The organism is Billgrantia kenyensis, from assembly GCF_013697085.1.
GTDB lineage: Bacteria > Pseudomonadota > Gammaproteobacteria > Pseudomonadales > Halomonadaceae > Halomonas > Halomonas kenyensis.
The window spans coordinates 38,822-55,644 of the sequence record NZ_JACEFT010000022.1 but is presented as its reverse complement, the minus strand read 5'-3'; the positions used below and the strand labels follow the sequence as shown (position 1 = coordinate 55,644).

General features: G+C 62.6%; 19 protein-coding genes. 6 read left to right on the top strand and 13 right to left on the bottom strand.

All coding sequences use genetic code 11. The annotated features are described in order from the left end of the window. Window positions 1–116: 116 nt before the first annotated feature. From H1D44_RS15545 to H1D44_RS15520, 6 genes are all read right to left on the bottom strand, one after another. A complete protein-coding gene (locus H1D44_RS15545) occupies window positions 117–896 on the bottom strand; it encodes a M15 family metallopeptidase (protein WP_181515769.1) in 780 nt (259 codons plus the stop codon). Between the two features lie 4 nt (window positions 897–900). Next, window positions 901–2,178, bottom strand: coding sequence for a TRAP transporter large permease (locus H1D44_RS15540; protein WP_181515768.1), 1,278 nt, complete (start codon window positions 2,176–2,178; stop codon window positions 901–903). After that, the gene (locus tag H1D44_RS15535) at window positions 2,175–2,669 is read right to left on the bottom strand and encodes a TRAP transporter small permease (protein WP_181515767.1); all 495 of its coding nucleotides are present in this window, start codon (window positions 2,667–2,669) and stop codon (window positions 2,175–2,177) included. Before H1D44_RS15535 ends, H1D44_RS15540 begins: the two co-directional genes overlap by 4 nt. Before the next feature lie 60 nt (window positions 2,670–2,729). Further along, window positions 2,730–3,767 carry a TRAP transporter substrate-binding protein DctP gene (gene dctP / locus H1D44_RS15530; protein WP_181515766.1) on the bottom strand — a complete coding sequence of 346 codons (1,038 nt, stop codon included), beginning with the start codon at window positions 3,765–3,767 and terminating at the stop codon, window positions 2,730–2,732. 92 nt (window positions 3,768–3,859) lie between these two features. Then, window positions 3,860–4,795, bottom strand: coding sequence for a LysR family transcriptional regulator (locus H1D44_RS15525; protein WP_181515765.1), 936 nt, complete (start codon window positions 4,793–4,795; stop codon window positions 3,860–3,862). A 118-nt stretch (window positions 4,796–4,913) separates the two neighbouring features. Next, window positions 4,914–5,210: a DUF6920 family protein gene (locus H1D44_RS15520; RefSeq protein WP_181515764.1), complete on the bottom strand. Its 297-nt coding sequence runs from the start codon at window positions 5,208–5,210 to the stop codon at window positions 4,914–4,916. Window positions 5,211–5,257: 47 nt separating this feature from the next. Here H1D44_RS15520 and H1D44_RS15515 point away from each other — a divergent pair, with 47 nt between their 5' ends. Continuing rightward, window positions 5,258–5,659, top strand: a complete 402-nt coding sequence (locus H1D44_RS15515) for an MbcA/ParS/Xre antitoxin family protein (protein WP_181515763.1) — start codon at window positions 5,258–5,260, stop codon at window positions 5,657–5,659. Next, the gene (locus tag H1D44_RS15510; RefSeq protein WP_181515762.1) at window positions 5,656–6,336 is read left to right on the top strand and encodes an RES domain-containing protein; all 681 of its coding nucleotides are present in this window, start codon (window positions 5,656–5,658) and stop codon (window positions 6,334–6,336) included. Before H1D44_RS15515 ends, H1D44_RS15510 begins: the two co-directional genes overlap by 4 nt. Before the next feature lie 340 nt (window positions 6,337–6,676). Here H1D44_RS15510 and H1D44_RS15505 read toward each other — a convergent pair whose 3' ends face one another. Beyond that, window positions 6,677–7,042 carry a MerR family transcriptional regulator gene (locus H1D44_RS15505; protein WP_181515761.1) on the bottom strand — a complete coding sequence of 122 codons (366 nt, stop codon included), beginning with the start codon at window positions 7,040–7,042 and terminating at the stop codon, window positions 6,677–6,679. Window positions 7,043–7,144: 102 nt separating this feature from the next. On the opposite strand from H1D44_RS15505, the gene H1D44_RS15500 reads away from it, so the two are divergent. Next, entirely contained in the window at window positions 7,145–8,029 is an 885-nt protein-coding gene (locus H1D44_RS15500) for an alpha/beta hydrolase family protein (protein WP_181515760.1), read from the top strand. An 86-nt stretch (window positions 8,030–8,115) separates the two neighbouring features. Here the strand turns inward: H1D44_RS15500 and H1D44_RS15495 are convergent, their stop codons facing one another. The 5 genes from H1D44_RS15495 to H1D44_RS15475 all read right to left on the bottom strand — a co-directional run bounded on the left by H1D44_RS15495 (window position 8,116) and on the right by H1D44_RS15475 (window position 12,720). Next, entirely contained in the window at window positions 8,116–8,655 is a 540-nt protein-coding gene (locus tag H1D44_RS15495) for a superoxide dismutase family protein (protein WP_220128124.1), read from the bottom strand. Between the two features lie 133 nt (window positions 8,656–8,788). Beyond that, window positions 8,789–10,084 carry an MFS transporter gene (locus H1D44_RS15490; protein WP_181515759.1) on the bottom strand — a complete coding sequence of 432 codons (1,296 nt, stop codon included), beginning with the start codon at window positions 10,082–10,084 and terminating at the stop codon, window positions 8,789–8,791. Between the two features lie 242 nt (window positions 10,085–10,326). Continuing rightward, window positions 10,327–11,340, bottom strand: coding sequence for a sensor domain-containing diguanylate cyclase (locus H1D44_RS15485; protein ID WP_220128123.1), 1,014 nt, complete (start codon window positions 11,338–11,340; stop codon window positions 10,327–10,329). A 130-nt stretch (window positions 11,341–11,470) separates the two neighbouring features. After that, window positions 11,471–12,094 (bottom strand): methyl-accepting chemotaxis protein, encoded by a 624-nt coding sequence (locus H1D44_RS21205; RefSeq protein WP_181515758.1) that lies wholly within the window; start codon window positions 12,092–12,094, stop codon window positions 11,471–11,473. Window positions 12,095–12,321: 227 nt separating this feature from the next. After that, complete coding sequence (locus H1D44_RS15475; RefSeq protein WP_181515757.1) at window positions 12,322–12,720, bottom strand: GFA family protein; 399 nt, start codon at window positions 12,718–12,720, stop codon at window positions 12,322–12,324. A gap of 245 nt (window positions 12,721–12,965) precedes the next feature. On the opposite strand from H1D44_RS15475, the gene H1D44_RS15470 reads away from it, so the two are divergent. From H1D44_RS15470 to H1D44_RS15460, 3 genes are all read left to right on the top strand, one after another. Beyond that, window positions 12,966–14,534: an ABC-F family ATP-binding cassette domain-containing protein gene (locus H1D44_RS15470; RefSeq protein WP_238984547.1), complete on the top strand. Its 1,569-nt coding sequence runs from the start codon at window positions 12,966–12,968 to the stop codon at window positions 14,532–14,534. A 100-nt stretch (window positions 14,535–14,634) separates the two neighbouring features. Continuing rightward, window positions 14,635–14,967: a heme-degrading protein HmuQ gene (gene hmuQ, locus H1D44_RS15465; RefSeq protein ID WP_181515755.1), complete on the top strand. Its 333-nt coding sequence runs from the start codon at window positions 14,635–14,637 to the stop codon at window positions 14,965–14,967. Between the two features lie 27 nt (window positions 14,968–14,994). Continuing rightward, window positions 14,995–15,651, top strand: a complete 657-nt coding sequence (locus H1D44_RS15460; protein WP_220128122.1) for a 5'-methylthioadenosine/S-adenosylhomocysteine nucleosidase — start codon at window positions 14,995–14,997, stop codon at window positions 15,649–15,651. A 98-nt stretch (window positions 15,652–15,749) separates the two neighbouring features. Here H1D44_RS15460 and H1D44_RS15455 read toward each other — a convergent pair whose 3' ends face one another. Next, entirely contained in the window at window positions 15,750–16,781 is a 1,032-nt protein-coding gene (locus H1D44_RS15455) for an Acg family FMN-binding oxidoreductase (protein ID WP_181515754.1), read from the bottom strand. Window positions 16,782–16,823: the final 42 nt, after the last annotated feature.

Below are 16,823 nucleotides of genomic sequence, written 5' to 3'. Positions count from 1 at the left end.
CTGCCCGTGATCGTTGTCATTCCGGCGCGCCGTGGCAGATGGCAGTTTCGAGATAAAGGCCGATGCAGCCTACTCGGCCGATGGCGATTAACGCGGATCAGCGCTGATACCAAGCGCTACCCACCTATAAACTGCCGCCGCCAGCGATTTTCGATGGTATCGAGTTCGGCCGGGCCGTAACGAGCGACACCGCTGCCGCTGTAGTGGGCCCAGAGCTGATCGCCGAAATCGTAGTGCCACCATTCGCTGGGCAAGTTGGTAAAACCCGCTTCACGCATCACCTGGTAGAGCAGACGACGGTTATTACGCGCCTGACGCTGTGCCGCGCTCGGTGCCTTCAGCGTCTCGAGGTGATCGGTATGCGAGGCCGGAATGGCTTCGTCGAATTGCGTGCCCATGTCGAGGGGCATGCCGTCGGCATCGCAGAGGGTCACATCCACGGCGCCCCCTGTCAGATGCGGGCTAGGCGCCAGCGGGTCGCGACTCGGCAGCGACACGAATTCGCGCGTACGCACCATGAGCTCACCCTCATCGAGGGATGGGTGATGGTGGTGGATCGCTTCATGCAGCGTATCGAAAAGATACTGCTGCACGCGCCACGGCCTCCAGCCATCGAGTACTACCATGCCGATCCCCTCGGGTAGCCGCCGGGCGGCCAGCAGCAGCGCCCGATAGACCCCTTCACGCACGAAGCACTCGGGCACGGCACCGGGAATGCCCAAGCGCGCATAGGCGGGGAACACCTTGATGGGTTCAGGGGCGAGGCTCATCGGAATGAGACGCTCGCCGCATTCGGTGATCGGCAGCGCCGAGACACGCTCCCACTCGGGAGCGTCCAGGCTGGGGACTCTGACTAATGGGGTGCCGTCGACAGTTGGGGTGTTGGAGGTCGGCATGGTCTTATCCAAGGACATGGGGCAGCCACAGGGTGAGCGGCGGGAACAGGATCAACAGCAGCTGAACGGCGATGGCCGTCAGCACGAATGGCCAGATGGTCCGAAACAGTGAGACGATCTCCAGCCGGCTGACTGCTGCTGCCACGAACACGCAGGCCCCCATGGGCGGCGTGATCAGGGCGATGGTGATATTGAGCGTGATGACGATGCCCAGATGCACGGGGTCGATCCCGGCCATCATGGCGACCGGCGCAAAGATTGGCGTGAGCAGCATCAGCGCCGACACCTCTTCCATGAACATCCCGGTAATGAAAGTGATGGCGCTGAGCATCAGCAGGATCAAGACAGCATTGTCGATATACGGGGCCAGCAACGTGACGAACTGCGCCGGCACCTGGGCATAGGAGAGCAGCCAGCTGATGGTGGCCGAGGCTGCCATGATCAGGAAGATGGCCGAGGTGAGACGCGAAGTATCGACAATCGCCTGCCAGAATTGAGGCAGCCTGAGCCCGCCCAGCACGACGCCGCACAGCGCGACATACAGGGCGGTCAAGGCGCCCGACTCGGTTGGGGTTACAAAGCCCATGACGATGCCCGCCACGATGATGAATGGCGCCACCAGCGCCGGCAATGCGGCGACCGCTGCCAGCCCCAGCTCCTTGGCCCTTGGCAACTGGCCGCGTTTCGGCAGGCCGTTGCGCCACGCATACCAGGCATTCATTGCCATGAACGCCACCCCCAGCAGCAGGCCCGGGATCACCCCGGCCAGGAACAGGTCCCCCACCGAAGTGTTGGTCAGCGACGCGTAGAGAATCATGAAGATACTGGGAGGAATGATGGGCCCGATCAGGGAGCTACCTGCCGTAAGGCCAGCCGCGAAGGCGCGCGAGTAGCCTTCACGCTCCATGGCCGGTACCAGCAGCGAGCCCAGCGCCGAGGTATCGGCCACCGCGGACCCGTTGACGCCGGCAAAGAACACGCTGGAGACGACGTTGACGTGGCCCATGCCACCACGCAGGTGCCCCACCAGCAGGCGGGCCAACCCCATCAGGCGTTCGGTCAGCCCACTGACGTTCATCAGGTTACCCGCCAGGATGAACAGTGGAATCGCCATCAATGAGAATACATTGATGCCCCCGAAGTACTGCTGAGGCATCATGCGCGGGATCATGCTCGGGTCGACGAAGAGAAAGCCGACCAGCGCTGTCGTGAGCAGCGCGATGAACAAGGGCAGGCCAAGCAGCACATGGGCCAGAAAGACGGCCAGCATGGTCAGGATCATGATGCGGCGTCCTCCGTCGCAACCCGCAGGGGGGCGGGGCCGTACCAGAGCACATGCCAGGCCAGCAGGGCAAAACCGATGGGCAGCGACATGAGCGGTACCGTGCGGCTGACGCCCAACCCCGAGGTGGTGAACATGCTGACGGAGAGGGCGTAGCGATAGCTGACCCAGGCGCCACCCAGGGCAATGCCAAGCGTCAGCAGCCACTGATAGATATTCAGCAGGCGAGTGAGTGCAGGCGGCAGCAGACGCTCGATCAGCGCCACACGCATATGACCGCCCTCGACCCAGACGGCACCGGCGGCGAGCATGACGGTGCCGATGATGAGAAACCGGGCGAGTTCATCGGTCCAGATCGGTGCGCCACCAGCGAAGTAGCGCATGAAGACGCCAAAGAGGATGACGCCCAGGTTGATCAGCAGCAGGCTGGCGGCGACTGTCAGCGACAAAGGTCGGCTGATCGCCAGCACGCGATGACGCAGTGACGACATAGAAACGTCCTGTAATGAAAAGGGGCCGAGCGTCCCGGCCCCGAAGGAAACCCGCTGGGATCAGTCGAGCAGGTCGCTCATGCCGGCATCTTCGAGTGCCATGTCAATCCAGCGCTGCTCGATGCCGCGATCGGACAGCCACTCCAGGTAGGCCGGCTGGCCAATGTCACGGAAGGCTGCCAGGTCGTCCTCGGAGGGGCGGATCACTTCCATGCCCTGTTCTTCGAGGAAGGCGATACGCTCCTCCACCTGCGACTCGTTGTGAATGCGGGCGTTATGGTTAGCCTCGGCTACGGCTTCCATGAAGGCGTCACGCAAGTCGTCATCCCAGCCTTCGATCATCTGGCTGTTGCCGACGAGGAACTGGTTGGAGTACTGGATGTTGGCCAGCGTCAGGTAGTCCTGCACTTCGTAGAGGCTGCCCAGGATGATGTACATTGGCGGGTTCATCTGGCCATCGGCAACGCCGGTACGCAGCGCCATGTACACTTCGGTCCAGGGGATCGGTGTGCCGGATGCCCCGAAGGATTCGTACAGGGCGACCTGGCTGGGATCCATGGCGCGGAAGCGCAGCCCCTCGAAATCATCGGGATGGGTAATCGGCTTCTTGTTATTGGTAAAGGCGAGGAAGCCCCCCTCCTCTACCACCGCCAGCATATCGACACCGGCACGCTCTTTGAGCGTCGCCTCGACCTCACGCCAGTACTCGCCCTCGTCGAAGAAGGCGCGCGCGTCGTCGAAGTCATCGAACAGGAACGGGATCGCACTAACGAAGATTTCATCGACCAGCGGCGAGACGCCTGCGAACGACGCCACGTTCAGCTTGGGCGTGTTCATGGTCTGCTCCATGCGGTCCTCTTCCTCCCCCAGCATGCTGTTGGGATAGAGTTCCAGCAGGATTTCTCCATCGGTCTTGTCTTCCACCAGTTCCTTGAGGTTGGTGGCAAAGACATGCACGGCATTCCTGTCGGGATCGGGTGCGCCGTTGTAGCTCAAGTTGATGGTGGTCGCGGCCATGGCCTGGCCGGTGAGCAACGCACTGCCCAGCAGGCAGGCAGACGCCAGGGCAGTCAGCGGAAGAGACTTCGAGACGGTCATCGACAAGCTCCTTGTTATTGGTAAGACATTAGCAGGGTATTGATTGACCTGTTGACTATGCAATACCCAAAGCGTTGTCAAAAAAGCAACAGTCAGTCCTGCTCGGCCAACAGCCTGGGGGCATCCTCGCGGAAGAACCGCATGCCCTGGCTAAGGTGGGTCAAGCAGGTCTGGGCGGCCACGCTCAGTTTGCGTCCGTCCAGGCTCACGATCTGGGCGCGCGCCTCGCTCATGATCGGGTACGACAACGGCAGGTGCCGGATCTCATCGCGCTGAATTTCATCCAGCACCGTCAGTTCCGGCATGAAGGTCACGCCGATGCCGGAGCGCACGAAGTTCTTCAGCACCGCCACCGAATTGGTATGCAGCCTGGCCTTGAGATGCACACGCTCCTGGTGGGCCACCATGTTGACCATCTGGCGCATGCCAAAGGGATTGTCCATGAGCGCCAGTGGCCAATTCGCCAGATCCCGCAGCGTTAGCGGGCGCCTCAGTTCCAGGAGGGGGTGGTCGGGAGGCACGATGAGGTCCAGGGGCTGGCGCGTCTCGACGTGGCAGTGAAGCGCCGGATCGACGGGCGGGGCATACAGCAGGGCAAGGTCTACCTCGCTGTCCTTCAGCAGCGACATGGCCTCATTGACCCCGGCCATGCGGATTTCCACCTCAATGCCGGGAAAGGCGTTCATAAAGGCATTCATCGGGGCGTCGATGAGGTCGGCAATAAAGCCTTCACCAACGGCAATACGCACCTCACCACGCGCCACGCCCTGCAAGGCAACCAACTGCGACAGCACCGCCTCCTCCGCAGAGCGCTGCGCATGGTAATGCTGCACCAGCAGCTTGCCAGCTTCCGTGGTGCGCATGCCGCCGCCATAGCGCTCGCATACTTGCACGCCGAGGTCTTCCTCGAGTTGCTTGAGCTGGCGGCTGATGGCCGAGGGATCGACATGCAGGTAAGCGGCGGCACGTCGCAGCGAACCGCGACGAATCACTTCGTTCAGGTAGGCAAGCGCACGGGGATTCAGCATTCAAGGAGCTTCCTGAGTACAGTATGGGCTGAGCGCACCGTTGCGCTCGACTGCCGCTTACCCTATCCCAAGTTACTCGCACTGTGGGGGAATCGATCTTGCCTAGTGCCATTAAGCGCTACGGCACCGGAAACCTCACCTCCTCCACCCTCACCCGAAAGAACGGAAAGTACGCCTCGGTGCCGAAGTGGTTGCCCGCCTCGACCTGGGTGGGCAGGGTGAAGCCTTCGAAGTTTTGGAAGTGGTCGAGGTAGCCGCCGAAGGGCTGAAACCGCCACTCCTTCTCGGGATTGGCATTGCTCCAGCGCTGGAACTGCACCCAGCGCGGTTGGCCGTTCTCGGCCACGGCGATCTCGATGGCTTGCTCCAGGGTAGAGTGGGTGATGATCGCTCGTACCTTGTCGGATTTCGCCATTTGGTCGATAATTACACATATCCACCATTTGGCGCCTGGAGGTCGTCATGGCCCTGCCCCAGCTACCCACCGAAAAGCGCCAGCATATGAGCGCAGCGGCGATGCGTACCTACCCCAACATCGTCAACGACTGGGGGCTGAAGGAGCAGGAAGCCGCCTTGCTGCTTGGCGTGCCGGAGTCGACCTATCGGCGCTGGCGCAAGCAGCCCACGGCGGCGCGTCTTGACGTCAATCAGCTCGAGCGCATGTCGCTGATCCTTGGGATCTACAAGGCTCTGCAGATCCTGTTGCCGCGGGCAGACGCTGCGGACTCTTGGTTGCGCCGGCCCAATCACAATCCTCTGTTTGCGGGCCAGTCACCCCTTGATCGGCTACGCAGCGGCCTGGTGCAGGATCTCTATGTGGTCCGCCAGCACCTCGATACCGCCCGAGGCGGGGGGCATGCGTGACGTTTCCGCTCTCCCCTGTGTGCTGGCGCCCCTGCTACCGAATCATTCCTTCGCGTTTCCCGCCTATCGACTTGTTCGAGCGCGTTGCGGCACCTGACGACTGGGAACTGCTCCAGGAACTCGAGGGGGAGACCTCGGCACGCCTGCGAGAACAGGCCGGGGCGATTCACCTGGTACGCGATGAAGACCGCCGATACGGCCCCGGCTGGACGCCGGTGATGGCGGCGTTCTGTCATTTCAGCGAGCGCGGTTCCCGCTTCACCGATGGCACCTTTGGCGCCTATTACTGTGCCTTGACCGAGGCCACGGCCATCGCGGAAACCCGCTATCGCGCCGAAAGCTTCATGCAGGAGTCCAATGAGCCGCCCATTCAGCTCCAGCAGCGAGTCTACCTGGCAGACCTACAGGGCGAACTCTTCGACTTGCGCGGCAATCCACCCGGGGCCGCCCCACTGTTGGCCCCGGATGACTGGAGCGCGGGCCAGGCGTTTGGCCGCAAGGCCTGGGAGTCCCATGCCGATGGGATTGTCTACCCAAGCGTGCGTGATCCGAGCGGTGAGTGTGCCGCGGTGTTACGCCCGCCGGTATTGTCGGCCACATGGCAGGGCCGGCACCTCGGCTACGAGTGGGACGGCGAGCGGATTCGCCATGTCCTCGAGCTGCGACTGGTGGAGTAAGGCTGGGGGTCATTACAGGGACTCGCTACGCCCCCGGAAACCGCACTTCCCCCACACTCACCCGAAAGAACGGAAAGTACGCCTCGGTGCCGAAGGGATTGCCCGCCTCGACCTGGGTAGGCAGAGTGGAGCTTTGGAGCCAACTTGACCGGCTACTGCAAAGCACCCACCGCCTGTCGCTCAAAGGAAGGGCGATGCGCAAGAACGCCGACCCGCAAGCGGCAGAGGTTGACCCATCGTGACCGGCAAGCTTTCAAGAACCAGAGTCAGCGAGAGAGGTGAGCAGATCTGTCACGATAGCCGGAATGACCGGTCACGTTCGCTGAAATACGTAGCCCGACTAACGGCTGAGCGACTCAGGACCGCCAAAACGTAACAGCAGCTCATCAAGCCGCTGGACCTTGAGCTGGGCCTCCTCAATCTGCGCGAGTAAGGCGCTGCGCTTGCGAGCAATACGACTTGCCAGCACCTCGCAGCGCTGGGGAGGCGGCCCCTTCAGCATAGGAATAGCGATCCGGATCTCCTCAAGCGAAAAGCCGAGTTCCTTCGCTCTACGAATGAAGCGCAGCTCGGTCACTGTATGCTCGCTGTAATCCCGGTAGCCATTGGCCAGCCGTGCGGGAGGCGTGATAAGGCGGATACGCTCATAGTAACGAATGGTGTCACGGCTCAGCCGTGTCAGCTGCTCTAGTTCGCCGACCCGCATGGCCCCTCCTGAGCGTAAAGAAACGTCTTGACTATGGAGTTGGGTCTACACTTTACCATGGTTTCCCATCAGCTTATTGCTCCCAAACACAAGGAGACACTGATGGGGACACTGGTAGAATCGAGAGTCGTCACGGCGGATGGTTACGAAATCGCTGGGCGATTTTTCCAGACACGTCAAGCACCCCTTGGTAGCGTGCTGGTAGCGCCCGCCATGGGCGTACCCCAAACGCACTACGAACCCTTTGCTCTCTGGCTCGCAGAGCAGGGCTTCCTCGTAGGCACCTTCGATTACCGGGGAACTGGGCGCTCAGCGCCTGCCACCCTGCGCGGCTTCAACGCCAACATTGTCGACTGGGGCCAGCTTGACGCCCAAGCTATGGTCGATGCGTTGGCCGAACGTGCACCGGAAAGGGCGTTAACATGGGTCGGCCACAGTGTCGGCGGTCAAATCCTGCCCTTCGTCATGCGTCGGGAAAAGATCGATAAGGTGGTCACCGTCGCCTGTGGTAGTGGCTACTGGCGCGAGAATTCACCCCAACTCAGACGGCGCGTCTGGTTGCTCTGGTATGTTGTGGCCCCCGTTGCCTTGCCCCTGTGCGGTTACTTCCCAGGGCAGCGCTTGAAAATGGTAGGCGACCTGCCCGCACCAATGATGGCTCAGTGGCGTCGTTGGTGCTTACACCCCGAGTATGCGGTCGGTTCGGAGCCGGGAGCCCGGGAGAAATTTGCAGCCGTGAATACCCCGATTGTGTCGCTTTCATTCACGGACGACGAATTCATGTCTGCGCGTAACACCGAATCACTCCATGGTTTTTACCGCAATGCACCCCGTACCATGATGCGGATCACGCCAGACGACGCAGGCATGTGCCGTATCGGGCATTTCGGCTTCTTCCGGCCAAGCAGCGAAGAGCCTCTTTGGAAGCGCTACCTTCTGCCGGAGCTGCTTGAGGAGAGCTCTCATGGCGGTACCCTGGATGGCTGATGAGCCGAATAACTGAACTATTCGGCTCAAGGGTCAAGCAGTGGAAAGCACGCTGAGTAGCTACCAGGGCACCTGGGTCGTGGCCGTCAGTCGCTCTGCACGACCCCGCAGGCGACTCGGTCGCCGGCGCCGCCGATGGGCTGACTCATGTGGTCATCGGGGTTTTCATGGATGACCAATGCGGTGCCCTCTTCACCGAGCATGTTGCCACCGATGCTCCCATCGAGGCTTGCTCGTTCATTGAACATCTCAACCTTCGCACTACCGTCGCTTTGAACATAGAAGTTGGGCAGGTCTCCGGCATCCGGGCCATCTGGATTGAGGAAGCCGTGCGCTGAGTCATCGGGATTCAGGTGGCCGCCAGAAGCGTGAAAGCCTTCATCATGATCCTCGCAGGTACCGACGCTGTGGATGTGAATGGCCTTCCAGCCCTCGTCCAGGCCATCGATGCTGAAATTGATCAGCACCCCGACCGGCCCCTGCTTGATCGTGCCCTGCCCGACCACCTCACCGTCGTTATCGATAAATTCGACGCTGGCCGTCGGGCCGTTGCCCTCGTCGGCCATGCCCGTTAGGGAAAAGGCAGCAAGTGTCAGGCCGACCAGTATCGAATGTCCTTTTTTCATCGACTCCTCCAGATAGCGTTTACGGCCGTTGTTGGCCTACCCCAGCATAGTATGGTGGTGAGGCTTGAAGGTGCTGCCGGGGACACCCATTTCCCTTCGCCCTTGGTGGCCAGGTGCCCGGCTCGGATTCTTCTTACGGATTGGCGGCGGGCTGCTCTTGCTCTTGCTCCTCCCCCTCGAGAGGGTCTTCCAGCGGCTCGCCCTCCTCGTCCAGTAGCTGGCTGTCGTAGGCCGCCTGGAGGCCGCTCTCCTCCTCGGTGACCTCTTCCTCCTCCGCCTGGGCGATGGTGCCCGGGTAGAAGGGCGAGAGGATGGCCACCAGGATGCCCAGCGCGGCGAACATGGCGAAGGCGTCGGCATAGCCGAAGCCATCCACCAGACTCCCGACCACCGGCGAACCGCTGGCCTGCCCCAGGGAGACCGCCATGAAGGGCAGCACCGGCCCCACGGAAAGGCGGCCGGGCAGGAGACGAATGCCGGTCATCAGATAGAGTCCCGTCAGGCTCATATAGGCCAGGCCGAAGACCAGCGCGGAGAAGGCCGTCAGCAGCGGCTGGTCGGGGCTGGCCGCGATCAGGGCGAGGCTCGCCGAGAGCATCATCAGCATCAGTGCCTGGGTGATGGGCGGGTTGTTGCGATCGGCCAGGTCGGCCACCACGGCCCCGCCGAGCCCGGCCACCCCCACCGCGAGCCACAGCCAGGCGGTGGCGCTGGGGGGCAGGCCGCCCAGGGTCACCACCAGGTCGGGAGCGAAGATCCAGTAGGCAGCGGAGACGAAGCCCATCAGGAAGGCGAACAGCGAAAGCCGAATCAGCCGCGACCAGGGGAGCTCACTGAGCGGCGGCGGTTCCGCCGCATTCGACGGCACGATCCGCGAGACCGAGGGCAGCATGAGCCAGGCGGCGATCACGCCGAGGCCGGCCAGTACGGCAAAGGAGACGTAGGCGAGGCGCCATGCTCCGACCATGAAGAGCACCGTGGGCACCGCCACGATCACGCCGATGCTGGTGCCGGCGTTCATCACCGAGCTGACCCGTCCGTGCAGCGAGCGCTTCACGATCGCCTGCATGGCCGCCGTCAGCGCCGGCATCATCAGGCCGGTGCAGATCCCGCAGGCGAAGACCCCGACGCCCAGCATCAGCGGGCCGGTAGCCTGGCTGATCAGCGAAAGCCCACCGGCGCCGAAAGCCCCGGAGAGCACCGCCGCGTAGCGGGCACCGAGGCGGTCGGTGACGAGGGGCGCGACCGCCGTGGCCAGCAGAAAGCTGATCAGCGGCAGCGAGCCGATGATGCCGATCACATAGGAGCTGAGCCCCAGCTCCTCGCGAATGGGGGGCACGAAGAGCCCGAAGGCGAAGCGGGCAAGACCGAAGCTGATCGCGATCAGTGCGGCCCCGAGTAGCGCAAATCCCGTGCTGGAAAGCCTCATCCTGCGTCCTCCGCCAGACTGCCATGAAGTGGTGGATAGTTACCGGCGCCCGGTCAACGCCCCTGTAGCACCATGGCGTGTCGGCCCTTCCCCAGCCTGGATCAGCATGGCGATCTGGACAACCCTCGCGCTGTGGCGACGGTAATGGCAGCGGGCTTGCCAGGCATTGCAGGCGCCTGCTCCTTCACTCTTCTGTCATTTCTGCCTCAACCTTCAGGAAGGACTCTTCTCGTGGAATGCGTTTAACCGGACACGTTTCGATGGGACTTTCGCTTGGCGGCGAGTAGCTGCTGGTCAGCGCGGGCGGCGAGGCTTTCCAGGCTGTCATCACGGCGCAGGGTGGCAATCCCCACGCTGATCGAGATGCCGGCCAGCTCATGCGTCTGCCGCTCCAGGCGCTCGGCGGTGGCACAGGCGTCTTCGTTACCGCTCTCGGGTAGCAGGATCAAGAATTCATCGCCACCGAAGCGGCCCAGCAGGTCGTTTGCACGCAAGGCGCTCTGCAGGCTCGCGGCAACGCGTTTGAGCGCGGCATCCCCTGCGCCATGCCCTTGGGTGTCGTTGACCTGCTTGAAGGCGTCGAGGTCGATCATCAACACGCTGAGCGGAGTGCCATAGCGCCATGCCCGCTCGATTTCGCGCTGGCCAAGGGTCTCGATATGCCGGCGGTTGTAGCAGCCGGTCAGGAAGTCACGGGTGGCCATCTCCTCGAGCTGGCCGTTGAGCAGCCTGAGCTCGTGGTTGGCGTGCTGCAATTCAGCGGTACGCTGCTCCACGCGTGCTTCCAGCTCCTGGTTGTGACGCTCCAGCTCGTCCCGGGCCTGGTGAAGTTCGGTCACGTCCTGAGAGATGCCGAAAAGATGGGTGACGCGCTGCGGGTCGTCGTCAGCATTGTGTAGCGGCACGATCAGCGTCAGCCAGTAGCCGTTCTGCTCGTTGCCATGCTCATCGAAAAAGGCGGCATGCTCTTGATAGCGCATTGGTTTGTTCCGCGCCACGCATTCACGGTAGCGCGCATAGATCGCCTCGGCCGTAGCAGCGGGCAAGAATGCCGGCAGCGGCTGGCCCAGGCACTCACGGCCAATGGTATCGACCTGCGCCGGGTTGGCTGCCTCGAGCGTGAAGTGGCCGTCCTCCTCCACCCGTATCAGGAACATGTTCTCGGGGAAGTGATTCCACAGCTCGCGAATCAGCGAGTGCCCCATCAGGGCATCGTGGAAGGATTGCAGCGTCTGCTGAGGAGGTTCGGCTGTCATGCGATCACCCGGGGCAAGGTTTTCTTTACCTTTACAGCAACCACCTGGCCTGGCAAGTGTCGCCAACCTGCGCGGAGTGCGCTCCACGGCTTCGGGAACGTGCGTGGCCGTGGCGGGGTGATAAGGTGCGTTACATCTTCAGTTGATCCAGCCGTTTCATCAGGTCGGTGATGGTTTTCGCTGAGCTGCTGGTGTCGTCAGCAAGCCGACGTACGTTATCTGCCACTACAGCAAACCCCTTGCCCGCCTCGCCGGCACGTGCGGCCTCGATCCCTGCATTGATACTCAGCAGCTGCAGCATTTTCAATGCGCTGACGATCTGCTCAGTCTCCTTGGCCATATTCCTGCTCAGCGCCGCCAGCTGCTCTTCGTTCTGCTTGCGTGACTGTATGTCCGTCACCACGCCTTCCAGGTAGATCACGTTGCCGTCGGCATCCTTCACGGCGCCGCCATACTCGCTCACCCACCGCAGGCTGCCGTCCCGGCCCTTCAACCGGTAGTCGGCATGCCAGTTCTGATCGGCGTTGATGGCGCTCTCGATCGCTTGATCAAGCCCGGCGGCATCATCGGCATGAATCAGCTCGATATAGGACTGGCTGCGGTTGCCGATCAGCTCATCGCTTTCGTAGCCGGTCAAGTCCTTCACCCTTCCGGTCAGGTTCAGCATGGTGTAGTGGTCATCGTTGCGGCAGCGATACAAGAAACCGTTCATGCGTGTCGCAATGCTTTCATAGACATTGTCGTGCTCAGACATACCGCAGCTACCTTTTCTCATTTGATGACCATTGGGGAATCGCTTACCACGACATGATCGCGACAAAACCGCCTCTCGGGATATTGTCCGGTAGTACCGGACACACGCCGGAGCTGTCATTCGTGTCGCAAATTTTTACTGCCTGATCCACCCAGTGGCACTATGCCGAGGCTGCTGCTTGCAGTCCAGCTCAATATATTGAACACCTGCGCAGCGGCCCCGCCCGCTCAGCGAGCAAATTCAGGATACTTCGGCAGCTCGTCGGTGAGTTCGAACCACTCGGCCTTGGACGAGACCCAGGCGTGGACACGCTTGCTGGGCGCTATCGGGGTGTCGAGAGTGCCGAGCCGCAGCCGCTTGGCCTCGGGCAGGTCGTCGCGGGCGCTGTAGAGCGGGCTGCCGCACTCGGCGCAGAATACCCGTACCTTGCCCGGCGTGGCGCGATACTCCTTGAGGTATTCCGCGCCCCGTGTGATGCAAAACTCGGCCGAGCGGATGGGCGCCACGGCAACGAAGGCCGAGCCCTGGGCCTTCTGACACTGCTGGCAGTGGCACATGGAGATTTCTTCGATCTCGCCGCGGTACTCGTATTTCACCCTGCCGCATAGGCAGCTTCCCTTGTGCATCGGCGTTTCTTCCGGTCGGTTTTTCATCTAACGGGTTTTGGAGCGGATAGCGATGCAGTATAGTCGGAGGTCAATCCCTTCAATATGAGGTGTTCGTCCAATGCGCCATTGATGCCGCCGTTGCAATAACGGCCAGTCTCCACCGGCCCCTATCGCAGGGGGAGTGCTTGGCATCGCAGGACTAGCGCATGACGAATATCCATCTCGTACTTCAAGATGTTTCTTACGCTTTGCCCGACGGCAGAGTGCTTTTCTCCGGCCTCCACGAGCAGTTCGACACGCGCCCGACGGGGCTGGTTGGCCGCAATGGCGTGGGCAAGACCTTGCTGGCACGCATCCTGGCCGGATTGCTACCGCCCACCTCCGGGCACTGTCGGCGTTCCGGCAGCGTGCATTATCTCGCCCAGCAAGTGGTCCATCCTGACGACTCAACGGTGGCGAGCCTGGCAGGGGTAAAACACACCCTGGATGCGCTGGCGCGCATCGAGTCGGGCAGTACGACAGCGGAAGATTTCGATACCGTAGGCGACGACTGGGACTTGCCATCGCGCCTGCGCCTAGAGCTGGAGCGCAGCGGCTTGGGCCACCTGGAAGCCGATACACCGGCCAGCGTACTGAGCGGCGGCGAGGCGATGCGGGTTTCCCTGATAGGCGCCCTGCTGTCGAGCGCCGACTTCCTGATCCTCGATGAGCCAAGCAACCATCTCGACCGGCCGAATCGCCAGGCACTGATCGAGCAGCTGCAACGCTGGCCACGTGGGCTGATCGTGGTCAGTCACGATAGGCAGCTACTGGACGCCATGCAGCGCATCGTGGAGCTCTCTTCTCTGGGGCTGCAAAGCTACGGGGGCAATTACACCTTCTATGCCGAGGCCAAGGCGCATGAGCAACACAATGCCCTGGAGACGCTGGCCGAGCGTAAGCGCGAGCGCCAGCGTGAGGCACGGGCGATGCGCAAACAACTGGAACGGCAGGAGCGGCGTCAGGCACGCGGCTATCGGCAAGGCAAGGAGGCCAATCAAGCCAAGTCGCTGCTGGATGGGCAGAAAGAGCGCAGCGAAGCATCATCGGGTGCACTGCGCCGGCACCAGGCGGCCCGCTTGGCACAGCTCAACCAGGACGTGAAAGATGCCGCGCAGCACGTCGAAGAGGAGGCGCCAATCGCCCTGCATGACCTCCCCGTTGAGCAGCCAGCAAAACGCCGCGTGGCCGAGCTGGACGGCGTGGAACTACCTTACGTCGCGCAAGCCACTCGCCCTGTCAGCCTGATCGTGAGCGGGCAGCAGCGCGTGAGTGTCATCGGCCCCAATGGCTGTGGAAAATCCACCTTGTTGCGCGTGATCGCAGGCAGGGTGACGCCCTTGGCCGGTGTCTGCAAGGTGACGCTGGAGAGTGCCTATCTGGACCAGCAACTGGAGAACCTGGATCCGGCAAAGACGGTGCTCGAGCAGTTACGCTCGGCCAATCGAACGGCAACCGAGGCGGACCTGCGCATGCGCTTGGCGCAACTGGGGATCGATGCGTCGAAGATAGCGACACCCAGTGGGTCACTGAGCGGGGGTGAACGGTTGAAGGCAGCTCTCGCTTGCCTGCTCTACGCCGACACGCCACCGCAGCTGCTGTTACTCGATGAGCCGAACAACCACCTGGATTTGCCCTCTGCACAGGCCCTGGAAGCCATGCTGCGCAGCTACCCGGGCGCATTGATCGTGGTGTCGCATGATGACGCATTCCTCGACAACCTCGGCCTCACGGATCGCTTGCTCGCGACCGAGCAGGGCTGGAGGATGGAGCCGCTGCAGTCATCCGATTGACACCCATGGTAGGGGAAAACAGCTCATCCCTTGCCCCCTACCGGCGTCGGTGTCATCGTCGTTCGGTGACCATCAGCCGCTGACCACAAGGAGCATTATCGTGTTCATCGCCATGAACCGTTTTCGGGTCAACCCCGAGCGCGTGAAGGAGTTCGAGCAGATCTGGCTGGAGCGGGAGACCCACCTGCAGGGCCTGCCCGGCTTCGTCGAGTTCCACATGCTGCGCGGCCCCGAAAAGGAGGACCACGTGCTCTACGCCTCGCACACCATCTGGCGCTCACGCGAGGACTTCGAAGCCTGGACGCACTCCGAGGCGTTCCGCAAGGCCCACGCCAACGCCGGCCAGAGCAAGCGCGAGGGGCTCTACCTGGGCCCGCCGAACTTCGAAGGGTTCGAGGTCATCCAGACGGTCGGCAACGATAACGATGCCTGAGGCCATGAAACGAATGAGGATCGACGCATGAGCACAGCACGGCGCATGCCGCCGACGCTGACGGAATTGGGCGGCCGCCAAGTGCTTTTCGCGATGGCCGCCGAAGCCGAATATGGCCCGCATCTCAAGCAGCGCTTCATCCCGTTCATGACTGGCGTTGGCCCGGTGGAGGCGGCGGTGGAGCTCACAGCGGCCCTTGCCGCTCTTGCCCAGCAGGGGCGCCTGCCGGGTCTGGTAGTGTCGCTGGGTTCGGCGGGAAGTCGGGTACTGGAGCAGACCGAGATCTACCAGGCGACCTCTGTTGCCTACCGCGACATGGACGCCACCCCGCTGGGCTTCGAGAAGGGTGTCACTCCCTTTCTCGACCTGCCGGGGGTTCTTTCCCTGCCGCTACGCATTCCCGGTATTCGTGAGGCCACGCTCTCCACCGGCGCCAATATCGTTTCGGGCACGGCCTACGACGGCATCACCGCCGACATGGTGGATATGGAGAGCTACGCCTGCCTGCGCGCCTGCACTCGCTTCGATGTGCCGCTGGTGGCGCTGCGCGGTATCTCGGATGGCAAGGCGGAGCTGCACCATGTCGACGATTGGACGGAGTATCTGCACGTCATCGACGAGAAGCTGGCCGCCGCCGTGGACCGGCTTGGCGAGGCGCTCGCCGAGGGGTTGTTGGAGCGCTGACATTGCGGGGCTTCAACTCCGGCACGGGTGAGCTCCAGGAGTGCCCCGCTGAACGGTGTCTGTTGCACTTGCCGCAGCGTGAGGCAGCCAGGCGTGCCCTATGGGCTGGATGACGAGACAAGGACCGCTTCCAGCGGCCTTCGTAGCGAGCGTGGCATCGCCTTGCCCCGGCCGAATCGCACCACCAGGTCGGGACGCCCGCCGACGATACCCAACGCCTCGGCCAAGGCCGGGCGCACGCTCATTTCCTCGACCGGCTGGTTGATGAAGGCGTTGCAGATGCCAAGTGCCGTCGCCTGCAAGGCAAAGCGCTGGTAGCAGCGCCCCGCTTCCACCCAATGCTTCCTGTCGTCTGCTTCCGAAATGAATACGGCAATGCCGGCAGAGCTTTGGATCTGGCGGGTCAGCCTGGCATTCTCGGCGCCCTGCCGAAACAGGGCACGAAATAGCCATCGGCCCAGCCAGCGCGGCGTGGCTGGGCTTCCCATCGAGCGAGCGAAAAGTCCATCCCCGGTCTCTATCGCCTCCCTGGCGCCGAAGCGGATCCAGGTCTCGAGCTCCTGCCGGAACGCCCGGTTGCCGACTTGAAGGCTATTGGCCAGAAGAACGAAACCCAGCACTTGCTCTATCGCCACACGCTCGGTCAGCAGACTGATGGAAACTCCTTGCCCGGTTCCGGCGGCCTGCAGCAGATAAAGTTCATGGTCGGCAATGGGCGAACCGTCGTAGTCGGCGCGAGTGCACTGACGGGCAGGAATGGCTTCGAACAGCGGCGAGACCTCCGGCTGGCAGGCTGCCAGCGTGACGCGCACCTCCCCGAGTCCTTCGGGAACGTACGTGACCTCGCCCTGCATGCCGAACGCGCGTGCGGCCAGGCTGAGGTTCTCGGCCGCGCATCCCAGCGAAACGTAGAGGTGGTGGTCGTCCGGGTCCACGACAGGAGTACGCCGCGCAAAGTCCGGCAGTATGGCGATGGCCTCGTCATCGATCCGAAAGCGCCAGCACTGGGAGTTGTGCCCGGAAGGGGCCAGAGTGGCATAGCGGATGACCTCCTTCAGCCGGGCGGCATGATCGGATACCTGCCCATCGCCATGGCGCCAGAGGCTCGCCACCATCTGTTCGTAGTTCATCGCCCGCTCCCCCGCCCTGCCCCGCAAAAGCCCCCTTGCTTA